General features: G+C 56.6%; 15 protein-coding genes. 8 read left to right on the forward strand and 7 right to left on the reverse strand.

Translation table 11 applies throughout. From position 1 onward, the window contains the following. Positions 1 to 782: 782 nt before the first annotated feature. Entirely contained in the window at positions 783 to 2,096 is a 1,314-nt protein-coding gene (locus tag HMPREF2630_RS00090) for a hypothetical protein (RefSeq protein WP_049343327.1), read from the forward strand. A 68-nt stretch (positions 2,097 to 2,164) separates the two neighbouring features. On the opposite strand, the gene HMPREF2630_RS00095 is transcribed toward HMPREF2630_RS00090, so the two are convergent. The 7 genes from HMPREF2630_RS00095 to HMPREF2630_RS00125 all read right to left on the reverse strand — a co-directional run bounded on the left by HMPREF2630_RS00095 (position 2,165) and on the right by HMPREF2630_RS00125 (position 10,232). Next, complete coding sequence (locus HMPREF2630_RS00095; RefSeq protein WP_053088755.1) at positions 2,165 to 2,548, reverse strand: DUF4913 domain-containing protein; 384 nt, start codon at positions 2,546 to 2,548, stop codon at positions 2,165 to 2,167. Positions 2,549 to 2,551: 3 nt separating this feature from the next. Continuing rightward, on the reverse strand, positions 2,552 to 4,270 hold the full coding sequence (locus HMPREF2630_RS00100) for a type IV secretory system conjugative DNA transfer family protein (protein WP_070482774.1): 1,719 nt from the start codon (positions 4,268 to 4,270) through the stop codon (positions 2,552 to 2,554). Continuing rightward, the gene (locus tag HMPREF2630_RS00105; protein WP_053090106.1) at positions 4,254 to 6,128 is read right to left on the reverse strand and encodes a hypothetical protein; all 1,875 of its coding nucleotides are present in this window, start codon (positions 6,126 to 6,128) and stop codon (positions 4,254 to 4,256) included. The genes HMPREF2630_RS00100 and HMPREF2630_RS00105 overlap by 17 nt, the downstream gene beginning before the upstream one ends. 108 nt (positions 6,129 to 6,236) lie before the next feature. After that, positions 6,237 to 7,748 carry an SCO6880 family protein gene (locus HMPREF2630_RS00110; RefSeq protein WP_049343329.1) on the reverse strand — a complete coding sequence of 504 codons (1,512 nt, stop codon included), beginning with the start codon at positions 7,746 to 7,748 and terminating at the stop codon, positions 6,237 to 6,239. Next, entirely contained in the window at positions 7,735 to 8,280 is a 546-nt protein-coding gene (locus HMPREF2630_RS09030) for a hypothetical protein (RefSeq protein ID WP_143131568.1), read from the reverse strand. The genes HMPREF2630_RS00110 and HMPREF2630_RS09030 overlap by 14 nt, the downstream gene beginning before the upstream one ends. A 770-nt stretch (positions 8,281 to 9,050) precedes the next feature. Beyond that, positions 9,051 to 9,761 carry a DUF8175 domain-containg protein gene (locus HMPREF2630_RS00120; RefSeq protein ID WP_049343331.1) on the reverse strand — a complete coding sequence of 237 codons (711 nt, stop codon included), beginning with the start codon at positions 9,759 to 9,761 and terminating at the stop codon, positions 9,051 to 9,053. 177 nt (positions 9,762 to 9,938) lie between these two features. Next, positions 9,939 to 10,232, reverse strand: coding sequence for a hypothetical protein (locus HMPREF2630_RS00125; RefSeq protein ID WP_049333533.1), 294 nt, complete (start codon positions 10,230 to 10,232; stop codon positions 9,939 to 9,941). Between the two features lie 660 nt (positions 10,233 to 10,892). Between HMPREF2630_RS00125 and HMPREF2630_RS00130 the strand changes: the two genes are divergently transcribed. The 7 genes from HMPREF2630_RS00130 to HMPREF2630_RS00160 all read left to right on the forward strand — a co-directional run bounded on the left by HMPREF2630_RS00130 (position 10,893) and on the right by HMPREF2630_RS00160 (position 18,530). After that, positions 10,893 to 12,137: a transglycosylase SLT domain-containing protein gene (locus tag HMPREF2630_RS00130; protein ID WP_168162469.1), complete on the forward strand. Its 1,245-nt coding sequence runs from the start codon at positions 10,893 to 10,895 to the stop codon at positions 12,135 to 12,137. Positions 12,138 to 12,150: 13 nt separating this feature from the next. Then, positions 12,151 to 12,819, forward strand: coding sequence for a carbonic anhydrase (locus HMPREF2630_RS09405; RefSeq protein ID WP_070482779.1), 669 nt, complete (start codon positions 12,151 to 12,153; stop codon positions 12,817 to 12,819). A 3-nt stretch (positions 12,820 to 12,822) separates the two neighbouring features. After that, on the forward strand, positions 12,823 to 14,175 hold the full coding sequence (locus tag HMPREF2630_RS00140) for a hypothetical protein (RefSeq protein WP_070482782.1): 1,353 nt from the start codon (positions 12,823 to 12,825) through the stop codon (positions 14,173 to 14,175). A 16-nt stretch (positions 14,176 to 14,191) separates the two neighbouring features. Continuing rightward, positions 14,192 to 15,349 carry a hypothetical protein gene (locus tag HMPREF2630_RS00145; protein WP_049343335.1) on the forward strand — a complete coding sequence of 386 codons (1,158 nt, stop codon included), beginning with the start codon at positions 14,192 to 14,194 and terminating at the stop codon, positions 15,347 to 15,349. A gap of 317 nt (positions 15,350 to 15,666) precedes the next feature. After that, positions 15,667 to 15,915: a hypothetical protein gene (locus tag HMPREF2630_RS00150; RefSeq protein WP_049343336.1), complete on the forward strand. Its 249-nt coding sequence runs from the start codon at positions 15,667 to 15,669 to the stop codon at positions 15,913 to 15,915. Continuing rightward, a complete protein-coding gene (locus HMPREF2630_RS00155; protein ID WP_065425459.1) occupies positions 15,915 to 16,715 on the forward strand; it encodes a Fic/DOC family protein in 801 nt (266 codons plus the stop codon). The genes HMPREF2630_RS00150 and HMPREF2630_RS00155 overlap by 1 nt, the downstream gene beginning before the upstream one ends. 1,065 nt (positions 16,716 to 17,780) lie before the next feature. After that, complete coding sequence (locus HMPREF2630_RS00160) at positions 17,781 to 18,530, forward strand: hypothetical protein (protein WP_070482785.1); 750 nt, start codon at positions 17,781 to 17,783, stop codon at positions 18,528 to 18,530. Positions 18,531 to 18,574 lie beyond the last annotated feature (44 nt).

Below are 18,574 nucleotides of genomic sequence, written 5' to 3' on the forward strand. Positions count from 1 at the left end.
AGCGTGGTGGCTTCTGTATATTTCACCACCTGCAAATCCTCAGGGCCCATCCATCCAACCTAGCAGCTCAGGGCCGCTAGTGCTGGCTTCAAGTTTTTGATGCACTACCAGTCTAACATTCCTAAAACCCGGTAGCCCGTGAGCCGGTCATGACTGCGGAAAAAGAAAAGGCACCCCGTGGGGGGTGCCTTGGTGCAAAAGCCCAGTTGGGCAGCCAATGGCTTCTATATATTTCACCAACTGCAAACCCTCAGGGCCCATCCGGCCAGGTCCAAAGCGTATGCTATGGAGCCAGTTTCAAGTTTTTGATGCACCTCTATCAGTTTAGCATTTGTGAGGTTCTGTGGCTGGAGGTTTGGTCATGACTGTGGAAATGGAAAAGGCACCCTTTCGGGTGCCTTATGTGCAAAAGCCCATCTGGACGCTCAAGGGTTTCTATATATTTCACCACACTGCTATTCCATTAGGGCCCTTCCATCCAACCTAGCAACTTGAGGTCGCTAGTGCCGCCTTCCGGTTTTTGATGCCCTACCAGTTTAACATTTGTGAGGTTCTGTTGCTGGAGGTTCGGTCACGACTGCGGCAAAAGAAAAGGCACCCTTGCGGGTGCCTTATATGCAAAAGCCCAGTCGGGCAGCCTAGTGGTTTCTATATATTCCGCCACCTACAAACCCTCAGGGCCCATCCGGCCAACCTAGCAGCTCAGGGCCGCTAGTGCTAGTTTCAAGTTTTTGATGCACTACCATTTTAACATAGTCACCATACTTCCGAAAAGAGCATCTATGTCTATAAACCGACTTTTAAGTCCTTTTATCCTTAAAAAGGGCTCGCAAAACGAATACAACCAGGAGCTTCAGAGGCACTCTGATGCAGAACGCGTTGCTTTCGTTGATGAAACCTTTGTCGAGCCGTCCTATGGTAAAGATGGAAAATTACATCCTGGCTACTACTCCATCGCAGCAGTTGTTGTCGAAGCCGACGACATCGCCAAGTTCCGCGAAGACTTCGCTTCGTCTTTCGGAGGCATTAACTACTGGCACACCACTGACGCGGCCAACAATACAGCTAGGAAAAGGCAGAAGAAAGACGCCGAACCCCACCTCAGAAATTCCCCCTGGCTCGTCCAGAAAAACATCCGTCCCATGCTCGATACCCTGGGCCGCAACACCAAAGATGGCCAGAACATTGTCACACTCAATTTCAACATCCCCTATACCGATGACCCTGACGAGCGGCTAAGGCTCCGTGATGCTGCCCGAGCGGAAGCTATCACTGCTCTAACCACGCACCTCACCCATGCTGATCCGCCTACCACTACCTTTGTCTTCGAAAAAGTCTCAGATAGCAAGGAGAACAGTACGGGTAAGAAGCAGAAAGGTAAAGACGAGAATCAAAAGGATATAGACACGCTTAATCGACTCGAAAAAGCAGGCATTATCCCGCCCATTACCAAAATTTTTGCCCAGCCTACTGACGAGCCGCTCCTCTGGGGCGCAGATCTTCTCGCCTGGGCTTCCCGCCATCTTGTCAATGCGACTAATCTTTCATGGCTCGATAATTCTAAAATCAAGGCACGTTTCCTTGACTCACATGTACAAACCGAACTTAAAACTCTCAATGTTCGGCCCCTCAATCAGCCTTCACCCTATAAGAGGCTATACGATGAAAACACCTACCGAGAAGCAGGAACACCAGGCACCCGCACCGAAGTTGAAGCCACCTACCGTGCCGCCGAAGCCCGCGGGGACCAAGTCTCAGCAGGCCCCGATGAAAAGTCTGAACGTAAAAATATTGCCTACCGCAATGCAAAAGACGAGGCTATGGGAACCCCCATGCCCGCCGAAAAGGAATTCGAACTTGCCGTTGGTCGAGGCTACCTCACCGAAGGACAAGCCGAAAAGTTCGACGCCGAAGTAGCTACCTCATCTGAGCCAATGGACCCTGAAACCAAGGAAAGCCTCGAACTCTTAGCCATGCTCCGGAAGGGAACAGGAACCAAAACTCCTGTTAAGCCGGAGCAAGTTCAGCAGGCGGCTGCACAGCAGCAAGTACACCGCCCGCAGGTGAACCAGTCCCACGGCGGAGTCGAACTCTAACCCAAAGAGAATATGCACAATGAAGAGGGGGGCCCACGACAAAACTGTCGTGAGCCCCCTTCATACAGTCAACTCAGCAAATCAAAGACTCCCCGCGGCGGGTCCTGAATCGGGAATGCCTCACGAGAATACCGCGACGCGTTATGCTCCCCATCCTCACAGTACCTAAACGGGCCAGTCGAGGACATCAACACCGACATGTGGTAATCCATGTGGTCACGCCACCACGCCGAAAGACCCGTCGGGTCCTCACGTGCCGCCTCCCAGGACAGCCACAACGCCGTCAAACGGCACACCGCCTCCGGATGCTTCCACCACTGGGCACACCAGAACGTGTCCCTGCTATTGACCTTGCGGTTCATCACCTGCAGCAACCAGGAATGCACAAACTCGCCCGCATTCGGGAAAATCGTTGCAGGACCCTGCTCCTGCTGAACTTCGTTCTCGCCCATGCGCTACGCACCCCCATTCGCCAGCTGCTGCGCCGGGTCATACTTAGCCAGTGACGCCTTCACCGCCGCAGCATCCGGACCGGTGTACCACGGAATCGTCTGCACCATCGTCGCAGGCGCACCAGAAGCAAAGACCACCGCACGACCACGAGGAAGCGCCGCCAAATCAGACACGTCCAGGATCTTGTCCTTACGGTCATTATCGACGCTACGGGATGAACCCGACTGGCGGCTACTCGAGACCGAAACATTCGAGTACACGTAATCACCGATTAGCTGGCTCAACTCGCCCAGGAACTCGGTCTCAGAGACACCGCCACCGTAGACCTTAATATTTGCCGCGCTCCAGAGCTTACGCATACCCTCACGGCCCCAGACCACCACGCCCTGAGACCAGGACTGCAGAATCGTGCAGATTACGATACCGCGCGAGCCATAGTGCGAGTAAAGATTCGGCAATTCGCGCCAACGGCACACGTTCGCCGCCTCATCCAGCATCGCCACCATCGGCAAACGCAAACGTCCACCCAGCGCGACCGCCAGCTCTTCAGCAGCCTCAACCACCGCAACCGTCAAAGCAGTCACCAGCGGGCCAGCAGTACCAGCACCCTCCTTCGACAAAAGGAACAGGGTATTACGACCACGCACGAAATCGCGGGCGTTAAACTCTTCGCGGACCTCGCCCTCTTCCGGCGGGGTCACCCACTTAAGCACCGCCGCCGACGTCAAGCAGTTCGCCATCTGACGAGCCACACCGAACACGCCGCCACGCTGCTTATCAGGAGCAGAGATAATGCCGTCCACGTTCTGCGCAATCTGCGGGTAACCGGCATCCTTAAGAATTCCGACCGCCTCATCATCAGTCTCACGAGTCAGCCAACGATACACACGGGTAATGGGCTGACCGTCCTTAGCGGCCGCCAGCAAGAATGCCGCCAGCAGATCCTTCGCAGCAGAGTCGAAGAACGCATCCGTGCGGGCGCCTTCCTCACGCGAACCAGAGGCGAAATGCTCCGCCAAATTCTGTGCCTTCACCTCATCGGTCACATAGGAGAGCGGGTTCCACCACCAGGTTGCCGGGTGAGCAGCCACAGCCTGCGGGTCAAAGATCCACACATCGCCGACCTGCTCACGCACACCACGGGTAGCATCCACCACGTCACGCTTATTTGAGGTGACCAGCACCGCGCCGGGGGCTGCCAGGATGCCGGGGATAGCACGCGAGGTGGTCTTACCGGTACGAGGACCCCAAATGTCCACGCACACGTTCTCCCAACCGGAATACAGCATCTGGCCTGAGAGGGTCTTGGCAATCGGAAGACCCGGCGAATCCACACCCAGACGGCGGGCATCATTCAACGCCGCCTTCTCACGCATGAACGCAATATCAGCGCCAGAGCCCATCATTGACCCGGCCTTATCCACACGCGTTGACGGGGTGCTGTTCGCCAGCTTGCGCCACCACAGACCGACCGCACCGCCCAGCAGCAGAACAGCTACCACGATAGAGACCACCGTGGAAGCCATAGACCAGGGAGCGGTTCCACGAATCACGCCGATCATGGCAGCAACCGGGTTCCACACGGTAACGCTCTGGCCAGTCAGGGCGGCACCGACCGCGTAGCCGGAGTAGAAGATAATGCCGGCAACCAGGATGAGGGCGATAATGCCCCAGATGACGAACGCTTCAGTGTTGAAGCCGCGCTTATGCGGAGTGCTCATAGTAACCGTATCCTTCCGGGCTCGGAATCAGGTGCGCAGACTCAGTAGGGGTCTGATTGTGCTGCGGGGTGGGGGCCGGTGCTGTGGTCGTTGAGGAGAAACGTACCGGCGGCTGCTCAGGTTCCTGCTGCGCATAGGTCTCTGACAAGCCAGAAGACTGTACAGAAATACCGAAATCCTCATATACAGATTCCCGTATTTCCGTATTTCCGTATGTGCCAGCGCTACCCGTAGGCATACCCACCAGTGCGTTCGTCACCTCATTGCCGCTAGCCACATGCACCGAACCATCCGAGTTACCCCAGCGCTTGTTGGTGTTGTTCATATCAATTTCGACCTGAGTCAGACGCACCATCACACTAATACCAGGGCGTCCACCCACCTTCACCATGAACTTACCAACACCAGGAGCCTGACGGGGCGCACCATGCGCCGAACGATTCTGAGCGAGACGCGACCACGAACCAGGATCAGCCCAAGACACCAGACGCGCCGATTCCGCCTGACTCAGAGGCATCACACGACGCAGCTTCGCCATCTCAGACTGCGGCAACGCACCAGTAATCACCAGACCAGAGCGCTCGACAAAACCACGTGCCTTCTCACGCTCAGACTCAGTAGCCAACGCATCCAAGTCACTCATCGTGTGCGTAATCATCGCCTGGCCCACACCATCACGACGATTCAGACGAGTCAGCGAGTCAATACGGTCCACCATGTCCGCGCCCGCACGCAGCGCACGCCAAAGCTCATCGAGGACCACGAAATAGTTACGACGCGGCGCCAGCCCCTCATCCGCCAGCGTGTGCGCAATTTCCACCGACGCGAACGTCGTGGACCAGCACGCCAGCAGAGCAGCAGCCTGCACGTCACGGTGAATATCAGAAATCTGGCTAATGTCGAACACCGCCGGGCGGTCCATCGCCAAACGTGCCGTGGTCGGCTTAGAGAACATATCGCCAAAGCGGCCCTGACCATTTAGAGACATGAGCGAGGACACCAACGCATCCGTCGCGTCCCTATAGCGACCCTCATCACCACGGTCCAGCGCCACATCCTGCAGCGCCTGCGGGCGAGCCACAATCACATCCAGCAGATCCTGCACCACGGGCACACCCTCATGATGCTCCTCCAGATACGTCAAAGCAGCATCCAGAATCGTCTCCTCATGCGGAGTGATATGACCCTTACGTAGAATCGAAATCAGCGCAGAAAGCATCTGCAGCTTACGCGAATGAGCGTCCACCATCAGACGCTCACGAGTCTTCGGGGGGAGCGAATCAGCGATAGAGCTCAACTCGCCCGGGTCCAGAATGTTCAAGTGACCACGACCGGGGGCCAGCTGAATGACCTGGCCGCCCATCGCGGTAATTTCATCCACATAGTCAGGCTTGAGGTCACCGGGAATCAACGGAACAATACCTCGGCCGTTCATACCCAACAGCATATGACGGACGAATGTGCTCTTGCCGTAGCCGGGAAGACCCAAGATAAACACCGACGGGTTATTAATAATGCCGTCCACAAACCAGGCAATCGGGTCACAACCAACCGGCGCATTCGTATCAATATCGATACCCATGGGCGCGCCAGAGAACGGGGTGGACGAGCCTGCCGCAAACGGCCACATGCCGCACACCTGACGGGTAGAACCACGCCACTCGCGAGGAGACTCAAACAGGTGCGAGGCACCGCCACCGGGAATCATGTACCCGCGGGAGCGGCCATAGGCACCCGAGTGCGCTTCAGTAGACGAGACGAAAATCGACTTAATAGACGAGAAGAGGCCAGCTCGGCGCGGAGCTTCCGGCTGGTCAGCCTCGGCGGCGTTATAGGTGACGACTCGACGACGACTCATCAGAACCTCCATACAGAAAAACAGAAAAGCAGATATGCAGAAATGCTGATTTGCAGAGACCTGGGAATCTGCATCAACAAATCCCCAGGTCTACGCAATATCACAGGGCTACAACGCCGACTTCACCGATTCCGGCAGAACCGTATGGCGACCCAACACCACACCCAACGGCAACGTCGCAGCAAACACCGCATCATGAGCACCCCACGCACGGCGCAACATGATGCGACTCGACGGAGCAAGCTCCTGCTCCACCACGGCGACCGCATCAGCCATCTCTGCAGGAGTCTCAACCGTCGCGCACACTACCAGACCCACATAGGTCAAACCAGCACCACGCGCCTCATCAGCCGCCGTCGCATTAGCCGCCTCCAGCTCAGCCGACAGACGGGCCGAGCCATTACGAGTCGAGGTCAAACGGGTACGGGCAGTGTTCTGATCCTGCTCAACCATCGCCGCGGTCAACGCTGAATCCACCGGACGATACAGCATCGTCACACGCTTACGACCAATCATCGCGTGCGGCTCCAAAAGACGCGCAAACACGTTCGAGAACACGGCACCTCGCGGAGCTTCACTCATCGTCCAGCACACAGACAGGCCTGAATCATGCCGATAATGACTCCATTCCACCACCGCGGTACTCGGGCCAGCAGAGGACAGGTCAATCTCCGGACTCTCGCCCACATAGGCGGCCTCATCCAGCAAGCGAGATACGGCTGGATCATACGCAGTACGCACAATCTGACCAATATCACCAGCCACCATCGGGGTGGCCACACCCGCACCGGTAGCTTCCAGGTGCGAGCACCAGAAGACAACCTTGGAGGAGAGGTCACGGAGCATCTCATCCGGGGTACGGCGACGCATACCCGCACGAGCCGCCGCCGAGAAGCTCAAAGTCACCCACGCACGGGTCTCAGAGACACCCGACGGGTAGGTTTGAGCCGCCTCCGCCAGCATCTGCGAAGCAATCGGGGATGCTGTATTGGACATGGACGACTCAATCTCACGGCGCAGACGGATACCTGAACCGGGGGAAGTTTCCACGGTCACCGAGGCACCTACCAGACCGACCTCACGGCCCAACTCAGCCAAAAAGCCGCCCCAGTTGGCGACCCACTGGTCAATATCGGCCTGGTCGACCATGGCCGCACCGTCAGGCTCAACCGCCAGAGAGACGGAGAAGATACTAACGGCAGGCATGTGAATCAGCGCAAAGGGACGCCCCACACTGTCGGTACCCTCATAGGTCACCGCAGAGGAAGCCACACCGGGCAGGCGGAACTCATTCGTGGGGGTAGCGCCGAGCGGACCCGAGCGGAAGATATTGAGCTTCCGGAAGCGAGCGAACATGAAAATAAGCCTTTCGGAGAGGCGCTCCATGAGCGTGTACCCGTGCTTGTCCTTCAGCGCGAAGGAGCCCAGGAAAAGCGCGAGGATAACGCCAATGATGAGGCCGGGGATAATACCGGCCAGACGCATGACGAAGATGGTGATGATAATGGTGACAAACAGCAGAGCAGTGGCAAGGCCGGAGAGTCTACCAATACCGGCACGTTGGGGGAGCCTCCAGTTACCGTATGTGGGTTCAACATACTCAGTATCAACGTGCGCCACTCGATCCTCCCTCCGGCTTCTTCTGCTCGGGCTGCGGCGACTTAGGCTGCGGATTCGGCTTTGCTGAGCCGCCGGATCCACCGCCACGAGCACCACCGCCCTGAGAGGGAGCGGGCGTATGAGAGCTTGAACCACCCTGCGGAGGCTGCTCACCAGCAGCATCATGGACAGCAGCCTGCACAGCTTGAGTACCCTTCTTCGCGGCTGCTCCAACAGCCATCAGAGCCAGAGCAGCTCCACCAGTGGCCGCACCAGCGGCAGCCGTACCAGCGCCCTTAGCAGCTGCGGCACCGGATGCACCACCACCAGCGCCACCAGCACCACTTGCACCAGCAGCGCCACCGCCACCTGAGCTACCACCCTTAGCGGCCATACGCGATCCCATATTGACCGCACCGGATGCTGCGCTACCAACAGCTGCACCAGCGAACATTGCGCCGCCTGCCGAGGCGGCACCGACTGCGGGCACAATGAGGCGCATCATAGCGGGTAGAGCGAAGAGGGCTGCGACCATGAGGACGAGGCCACTCATGAGGCCGACGATTGATTCAGCTACACCCTCCAGCTTGCCAGTCAGCGCGCTACCAGTGACTTTGAAAGCAGCGGCGTAGATTGTTGCCGCGACAGGCTTATAAAGGACAAAAGCGATAAGCCATGAAGCGTGCTTCTGAGACCATTGCTTACCCCACTGGGTATTGGTCGCAGAGTATGCAAGAGGCAGTGTACCTGCTAGCAGCACAGAGAGCGCCGAGCGGACAATTAGTAGACAGATTTGAACGAGGGACACCAACATTGCAATGATGCCTGCGACAATAATAAAAATCTGGAGCCCATCAGCACGAGGCGCAGACATTAGCTGCTTAAGACCCTCAGTAAATCCACCTTCGATAGATTTATCTAGAATCCATACCGAGTAGCTGTCACCGACCTGCAGGAGGATAACCACGGCTCCAAGCCCTGCCGAGGAGGCAAGGAGTGAACGTATCAGCGCCGCCACAAGCTCCATGAGTGGTTGCCCTTTTCGACTCCATATCATCTGGCCTGCTGCGTAAAGAACGCTAAAAACCATTAATGTGGACCATATCCACCATGTGTGACCCTGCAGAAACGCCACAGGGTCGGAGGCGTTACCCTGAGTATCACCCAGCGGAATAGTCGGGACGGCAACCCAGAAGCTACCTAGCGTCTCTAGTGTAGACGCCATTGCAGCGCCTGTATTATCAGCAATCTGATCTAGGAAACCCTTGCTTGCAGATTTTGCGGCATTTTCAGCCCAACATGTAGGAAAGATGACCAGACACATTAGACAGTGCCCCAGCGAATAAATTTACCGGTATCACTAACCTGAGTCATGGAAAGAGGATTCTTCGAGGCGCTATCCGGTACGCGCATGCGCCAGTCACCGTCCTGCCACACCATCGTTACATCAGCGCTATACCAATCGGTCCCCAGCTCGGTTAGAGTCATCGCGATGCGTACGGTGACACGATCGGGACTGGAAGACACAATCTGGTAGCCTGCAATCTGAAATTTTGCGTCATTCCCAGCCGGTGCTTCCCATGCGGGGCCATTGACAACATACTGCGCATAAGCCTGCTTGGAGACTGCAGGATCGCTGATTTGCAGCAGAGTCCAGGCTGCCGCATACAGCGCGCCTTCAGTTGAATGTTCAAAGCAACCACGAATCGGCGAGTCTACAATGGGACCAGCGGTCTTCGATACAGGACCAGTCCATCCTGAATCGGTGGTTACCCACTTAGTGCCCTTCGGGGCAGCGTCCATCACAGACTCATCATCCGAGGCACCAGCACCACAAGAGCCAGCCGCAAGAGATGACGTGGCATGAGTCAACTGCTGCCCGGAACCCGCTGATGCACTAGAGCCACTCGATGCTGACGAGCTCGAGCCGCCACGTGGAATCAGCACAATCAGTATCAGAACCAGCAGCACACCAACACCGGCGATAATGCCGATACCCCAGCGGGGAATGGTCACGCCAGACTTTTTCTCCATGATGTCTCTCCATGTCTCATCACCCCGGATTTCGGGGTACACCAGATAGCCCTACCCAGTGTGGGGAAGAGCTTGAGTGAGTGATAGTGGGTAATGGGGGGATAGGAGACCCAGCGACGGGTCTCGCTTGAGATTAAAAGGGTCACGGGGTGCGTGAGCGCACCCCGTGCAGGGCTTTTAGCCCATGAACATGCCGACCAGACCGCTGGCTGCGGAGGCCAGGATACAGCCACCGAACACCCAACCGAGGCTGGCAGCGTGCTCGCCGCCCTGACCGCGGCGGTTGTTAATCATCATCGCACCAGCAGTCACCAGCACACCGATAACAGCCAAGGCGAAGACGATCCACGCAATCCACTTAACGATGGTGGTAACGCCGTCAGAGCCGGGAGGTGCCTCGCCAGCACCCGGATCAACCGGGCCAGCCAGCACAGCAGCGTTCAGGAAAAAGGAATTTGCAGCAGCGAGCATCTCGCGCCTCCTCGTGGTTGTAGGTGTGTGTAACCCCCAGCGCTGGGAGTAAAAAATATTACCGGTATCAGCGATTACCATAGCACACGCACCTGATGTACGTGCCACGCATTGTCACTAGTCCACCGTATAGAGCCTCATGCCTCGACACCGTGTGCCGTAGCTAGTGATGAATAGCGGACCCATTCGCCACTTGTGTACACCTTTCATCCCAGGGGCGTACACCTTTCATCCCAGTATCGCGGGTAATTGACCCACCCCAAAACCAAGTTATCCACATGGTGCACATCACATAAAAATATTTCCCGCGCGCGCAAAAATAGCCCTTAATGTGTTAGGGGTGGTGGTTAACCTGACTTTAGATTGCCATTCGATACAACACCCTATTGTCACGCCTGGTCCCCGCGCGAGCGGGGATGAGCCTGCGCTGACGGCGCTGTTGGATATAGTGCGGGTATGTTCCCCGAATGAGCGGGGATAAAGTTTTAAATAACGCATATACAGATATGACCAGCCAGCTGTAAAACCCCCACACCCCCTGTTAAAATGAGATGCGAGGCCACCCCCAGGGGCGGCCCCAGGGCACACAACATCACTCACACCAACCACACATACCCTTCCAACACCAGGAGCCAAAAAGCCATGCAAAAAAGTGCCCTAGTGGTCTCCCTACCTATCATCTTCATCTTCGGACTCATTCTCTCGTTAGTTCTCGTTATCGGTGGGTCAAGCGCGGATGCTTGCACCACCGGCAAAGCAAAAACCGGCCAAAACGCCGTTTCTGCACCAGACCCCGCCCCCGTCACCAATATCGGTGACCGAGGTGACACCATCAAGACTTACCTTCCAGAACTCCAAGAAGCCTCCCGCCTCAGCGGCTTCCCCATCTCCCTTCTGGCAGCCACTATTCAGCAAGAATCCGGCTGGAACCCCAACGCTGTTTCTGAAGCCGGTGCCATCGGACTTTCTCAATTTATCCCTGACACCTGGGCCTCCTTCGGAAACGGGGAAGAGCCCACCGACCCCCGCGCCGCAATCAAGGCCATGGGTCGATACATGGCGTACCTCAAAACCACCCTCCGCAACGCAGGTGTCGAAGGAAATGAAGTCGATAACGTCCTCCGCGCATACAACGCCGGCCCTGGTGCTGTCATCTCCCAAAGTGGCGGGTACAACGACCCAGAAAATATCCACTACGCCCCGGCTATCCGCGACTACTGGCCTCAGTACCAGACCCTCATCAAGGACCTTGGTATCGACGACTACCCTACAGGCGCCGAGCAGCCCTCACTGAGCAATGCTGCTGCCAATAACGCAACTCCTGAATCCACTGGCAGTGCTTCCGCCTCAGCATCGACAGGGAAGAACGATAAAAAGGCATCCAGTAAAGGAAAATGCAAGGATAACAAAAACCAGAAATCTTCAAATGCAGAAAACCAGAAATCTGGAAATACAGATAAATCAGGCGACGACTACCCCTGGAAACATCTCCCCCACTGCTCCGACGACTACACTTATTGCCCTGAAGTAACCGATCCCACCAACGCGTTCCCCGGTGAATGTGTAGCCTTCGCAGCATGGCGTGTCGTCCAACAAACCGGTGGCAATGCCGACAACATCACCTTCCACTCTCCCGGCAACGCCGCCGAGTGGCGAGGGTACTGGATTGCCCAGGGCTGGGAAATTGGAGATAAACCCGTCATTGGCGCCGTCGTCTATTACAACTCTGGCGTCGGCGGAGCCAGCTCATATGGACACGTTGCCATAGTGAAAGAAATCCGCGATGACGGCACAATCGTCGAAGAAGGCTACAACGGAGACTACGCTCCCAATGACCACCAGTACTACACCCGAGTCGTACCAGTTGATCGCCCGAGTGCATACCTCTACATCCCCAGCCACTAAGAAAGGAAGCACCATGACCCGCAAACTCACCGCGCTTACCGCAACCCTCGCCCTGCTCGCTACCGGCTGCTCCGCATCCACCGACAACACCGCCCCCACCGGCTCACCCGCCACCCCTAGCACTACCACTGCGCCCGCACCTGCACCCAGCACCGCAACGCAGACTCCCACCGTCACCGAGGTAAACCCCACCACTGCAACCCCGACTGTGAGCCTCGACCCCTCACCCCTAGCAGGAACCGGCGGCGGCCGCCAGCAACCCTCCAGCGTCCCTACTCTCAACACCATCACCGACGAGGACCGTGCTCGAGCAATCGACGCTGCAAAAGCAATCGTCACCGCATACACCAGTGGCAAACCTTACAAGGAGTGGTCTGCAGATCTCTTCCCCCTCATCGATGCCGAACTCCAGAATCAGTACAACCAAAATTTGCGCGTTGACCTTCTAAAAGGGAACGTCACAAGTGCAGAACTTGTTGATGACCCCACCCTTAAGATTCCCGGAGGAGATAACCCCTACTGGCTCACCGTCCATGTGAAGGTTGATGGAGGAATTAGCCCCGCCTACTACGTACGCCTTCACCGCACCGCTGAGCGACCCAACAAGTGGAAGGCCTCCCACATCCTCGAGCCCCAGGCCTACAACACCTTCGTCAACAGCAAGGCCAAGAACAAGAACTAGAATATGGACGCTCTCGACTACCCCCGCATCGACGCGACCGTCTCAGCTGACGGCCTCATCCAACTTGAAATCCAAGACCACGCCCCCCGCACCTTTCAGGACGTAACCACTGAAGAGGCCCTGGGACAGGTGTGGAACCACTGCGCCCACCTCGCCCAAACCCTCGGCCGCGACGTCAAAATCTATGTCCAAGAAGGTACCAAGACTAGCTACTACACCCTCACTCCAGAAGGCGAGCCTACTCTCCAAACTGTGACCGAGGAAGTTGAAAAGCCGTCCTTCTGGCGACGCAAAGCAATCCTCATCCCCGCCGCAGCCCTCCTAGCACTAGGACTCGGCGGCGGAGCATTCGCAGTCGTCAATGCCCTCAACCACCCTACAACCACCTCAGTGGCCACCACCCCAGCCGGAGTCACCATCACCCTCGACAATGGAACCTACACCACCGGCGCCCTCAGTGGCGATGGCCAGCGTATCTCTTACATTGACGGATCGACCCTCTACGTTGTCGATGCCTCCAAAGGCACCCTCGTCAGCCAGACCGACCTCACCAAAAACAAGATTGAAGCTGCAGGGCTGACCATCCACCCCACCGGTGACGGATTCCTCTACACCGCACCCGGTAGCTACTTCATGTGGTCCGGCGGAAAATTCTCCAACATCAACACCATTACCACCAAGGCGCAAACCATCATCACCCGCGCTGGGGAATCCGTCATCATCTCCCGCAATGACCCCACCCCCGGAAGCGTCCAAAAAATCAGCGTTAACGGAACCGAACGGTACCGCTCCCCCGCTGAAGGCGCAGCCTTCATCGCCACCTCTAAAGGCAACGGCATCTGGGCATCCACCCGCGGTAACGGCACCATCATCACCGCAACTGCCAACGGTGCCGAAACCGGAGCGCACCCCCTAGTAACCCCCACCGAAGGAGCAACCTTCACTCGCTGGGTAGGAGCCACCGCCAACGGTGAGGTCGTCACCCTCTGGCACACCCCCGCCGGGCAAGACATCCTTGCCCTCCAAGCCCCAGAATCTGACAGCGTCAGCCGCACCATCGACATCACCGGAGCAGCCGACAGCGTGAAGATTGACGGCACCGGCACCATCGCCATCGCAGGAGACCAAGTCCATCACCTCACCACCGAGGGGTCCTACGCCCTACCGGCCATGCCAACCAAGGTCACAAGCCGACCCGCCGGAGGATTCAGCCTCGAATTCGGTGACGGAACCACTGGTGATGCAACCTCCAGCGGCTATATCGCCTCCACCGACACCCCAGTTCTTGGCACAACCGCAGACGGACACCGCGTAACCGTCAGCCCCGACCAACACAGCATCGTCATCAACCCTTAATCAAGAGGAGTAAAAAGTGTACCGCAAGGCCCTCATCACTTCCCTCACCCTCACAGCCGCAGCAGGCGCCATTAGCTGCACCGCAGCGACCGCAGCAGAAACACCCACCCAGAGCGGTTCCATCACCATCCGTGATAATGGCCAGCCCAACCGCGACCAGACCCGCGACCTGACCGTTGCCCTCATCACCAAAAACGGTGCCGGTAACGCAGCCACCCAGCCTGCTACTACGCCCGAGTTCGTCACCGCATCCCCTGCCGAAGCGGAAGCACCCGCCGAAGAACCTGCCCAGGAAGCGCCTGCAGAAGCATCCGCTGATACTGCACAGCAGGAAGGTTCAACCCCCGAAGCGGAAGCGCCCGCCGAGGCTGAGGCACCTGCTACGGAAGCGGACCACTCTGAACCTCGTGAAGAGACCCCCGCTCCGAGCGAAGCAGCTTCGGGTGAAGTGGAAGTTGTTATCGCGCCCAGCACCGAACCCACCCATGAGGTTCCCGAAACGCCGGGCAATACCGACGTGCCCATCAACCCCTCCCCTGAACCTACTACCCCGGCACCTGAAACCCCGGGGAACACCGATGTGCCCATTGCACCTGAGCCTGAACCGGCCCGTAGCGAGCACGATGAAACCCCTGCCGGCCACCAGCCGGCTGACGACACCGCACCCGTTATCGAACCGGAGCCTGAGCCTTCAACTCCGGCACCCGAGGCTACTGAAACCCCAGGCGAGGTTGAAGTCGTCATCGCACCTACCCCCGAGCCGAGTCAGAAAGCACCTGCGGACACTGTGGATAACGAGACACCCGATAACTCAGAGGTAGTCAGTACCGAGGTGCCCATCGCCCCCGAGGATGCCCAGGCACACTCCCGTGCAACCTCAGATACTGGAGACCACGAGGTAACCGGTAGTGACGAGGTGGGCATCGCTCCGCAAGCACCGGGCTCCAAGACCCCCAAGAGTAAGAAGGGATCATCAGCTCAGCCTGCTGCAGATGCGAAATCCCCCACTTCGGTGCCGTCTGCTCAATCCACGGCGCCGGCTACCGCCCGCGACGAGTTGGCTTACACCGGTATTAGTGCCGAGACTGGCGGGATCGCAATTGGCGGTTTCATGCTGATTCTCACCGGAGCCGCTGGTGTGTGGTCTGTCCGCCGCAAGATCTCTAACGCCTAGCACCTAACTGAAAGGGGCGAGCGAATCATTGCGATTCGCTCGCCCCTTTCAGTTATGTCTTGACAAGGACTAAATCTGTACAGAAATAAAGAAATATTGAAATCTTCATATACAGATTTCTGTATATCCATATTTCCGCCTCAAGGGGAGAGGGCCAGGTGGTAGGCGCAGTATATCGCGCCATGCCAAGTTGCTTGAAGCTGCAGTACATCGTGCGCGAAAGCGTAACTGACTTATTCGAAAAATACCCGTAGGGTCATTCTGATAGATTTGGAATAACCCCGCGATACACCACCGATATTTAAGGAGAACTACTCATGGCCGAGTACTTTGACCTTCCTGAGCGTTACCCTGAGCTATTCGCGCAGCTCAACGAAGAGCAGTACCAAAACGTTGTTGAACCTCTCATCTCTTCCTGGCTTGAAGGATATGACTTCAGTCGCAAGGAAGTAGCCCGCTTCATTGACCATGAATTAGGGCGTATCAGCGATGATGAGTTCCGGAAGCAGATTCTGGAGGAGGCCCTCGCTCTCCAGGAGGCTCTTGCGCGGCAGGAAGAAAAGTAATGAGCAATCAATCGGAATGGGATTCATACTTCTTCCCGCCACCGCATAATGACGTGATGCGCAATATCCCAGGGATAGATAATACTATCGCCCTCAGCCTGTTCGAGTACAACTCGACAGCATTTTTTGCGAAGAAGCTGAAGAGGGATCCAGGGCTTATCGCTCACACCTATGATGCCGAGCACCTCAAAGCAATTCATGGGTACCTCTTTCAGGAAGTTTATGACTGGGCGGGGGAGTACCGTACCGTCAATATGAGTAAGAATATGACCATCTTTGCAGATGCGAAGAATGGGGGTATTGACCACTACCTGAATCAGGCAACCCGTAAAATTCAGGCAACGGAGTGGGGGAGTCTCAACCGGAGAGAATTTGCTGAAGCCGCCTCTGAGGTATTCGCAAACCTAAACTACGCCCATTGCTTCCGTGAGGGTAACGGCAGAACTAATAAGATTTTCATGCAACACGTGGCAGAGATGAGCAACTTCCAGCTCGACTACGGTCGTGTTAGTAAAGAAGTCTGGAACCAGCGGTCAATGTTTAGTGGGCCAGATAGGGGGTCCACAGAGCTGCATCCTGAAGAGCTGTATCAAGTGTTCGAGGCGATTGCAACACCACGCGAAACCTCACATGAGACCCAACTCGATGCTGAGGATGAAAAGTCGCAGCAGATTTACCGGCAGATTATGAATGGCTTCACTGGGCCTACTGGAGCGAATCAGCAGCAGACACCCCAGACACCTAACCGCAATATCAACCACGGCTTAAACCGCGAATCCGGTCAAGGACTCGGAGACTAAAGAAGGTGGGGTGCTCAAGACATATATCTTGAGCACCCCACCTTTGCGTGTTTTTAAGGTATGGTTACCGACAGGACGAAGTAGACCGTTTTGGTCGAGGAATGGTCATGGAAGGGCAGACCCAGCTTTTCTAACGTAGCGTGAGTGGTTCCATCATACGGCTTATGTTGGAACCGCTCACTTCTTTCTAGGGTTTGGGCTCGGAGTTTGCTGCGCGCAGTAGTGCGTTCACTTCGGCGCGAGTAATACCAAGGTGACCCGTCTGGCAGAACGCGCCAAGAACCAGCAAAAGCATCCAAAGGACCAGAAGGTTACTGAGCCGGAGCAGCAGCCGAAGCCGCTCTCACCGGTAGAGCAGAAGGTGCAGGAAGCCCGTGCTGAGCGTGCGCCTGAACCTGATGCGGATGAGGAAACTCTGGCGGCTTTGAGGGTAAGCCAGATTGGCATGAGGACACACGCCCGAAAAGGAACAGACCCTCATCCGAAACAGCCACCGGCACCTTCTGCAGTTCGTCCGAAGACTCATAAGGGAATGGAACTTTAGTAATAACGTTAGAGGGGGACGCACAGTGTGCGTCCCCCTCTAAATATTGGTCTGTTTCTTTAGCGTCTGCAGCCGCCTCTGAAGTAGCAACAACAGTGCAGGCTTCTGGTCAAGGTTGAACCCCGTCCAATAAGGATTGAAATAGGTTAAGGCGGAGTTAGAATGGCTGAACAGACCCCAAATAATGCTCTCACGATTATCTTAGAGGGGTAAGAAAGCAACAAAAAAGGCACCCTCATCAGGTGCCTTAAACTAGGAGCATTAAGTTCGGCCGGTATCCCCCAGCAGACCCCTCAACACCTTCACCCCTGTACCCTCGGGCGGTGGTCCATCGTTTTATCCTAGCTGTATGATTCTATCGCAGAAACCCCCAGAGCGAGGCGTCGAGCTCTAATAAAGGGGCATGGGGGTGAGAAATCCACTACTGGATTTCTCACCCCCATGCCCCTTCGTCGTTCTCAACAGCACACGAGACGATGCTCTGTTAATCTGGAAGAAAGCACCGATACCCCGTGAGGTCAATGATGAACATTCACCCCTTCGACAACCACAGCACTGATGTTGAGCAGGAGCTTTCCCGTGAACTGCAGGCCATTGCCCAGCAGATTCGTCAGGCATTGCAGAACCATAAGCAGCGGGTCGCCCGTGCAGAAAACCAGGAATCTGTAAATGCAGATACACAGATTCCTGCATCTCCGTATGCGCGGCTCTGGGAAGAATCATGGTGGGCTACTGCAACCAGCCGAGACCTTGCCGAATGGGCCACCGCAGCAGATCAGGAAGCACCCTACCGCGCTGATGCCGCCGCAGCCTACCACTACCTCGACGATAAGCTACGGAACGAATACGGCTTCACCCTCGCCGACTACCTTGCATACCTGAAGGAACACGGCTGGGAAGAACGCTACGAACAGCACCAGGCCGAGGAGCAAGCTGAAGAACGGGAGAACCTCTCCGATTCTGAGCGTCAGAAGGAACTCGACTCTAACGACCCGGCTGAAGCCCAAGAGTACGAGAACCAGTCAGAGCAGGCTCATGCTCAGGCTGGTCATGAGTGGGATCAGGCTGAAGCCCGCGGTGAGCGTGCCGCCTACTACGAGGCTCACTACGATTCAGAAACCGCACACGCGGCCAAGCTCAACGACCAGTCCCTCGGTACTCACCCGCACCAGGCTGTAGCCGCCGCGAAGGCTCGAGGACCTCAGCAGCAGGCCAAGCCTGCCCGCGCAGTGCAGCAACAGGTTCATCAGCAGCACGAGCTATCCCACTAAAACCGTTCTCTTAGTAAGTGCGCTTTGCCAGTTCACGACGAACC

The organism is Rothia sp. HMSC072B03 (assembly GCF_001809565.1).
GTDB classification, from domain to species: Bacteria; Actinomycetota; Actinomycetes; order Actinomycetales; family Micrococcaceae; genus Rothia; species Rothia mucilaginosa_A.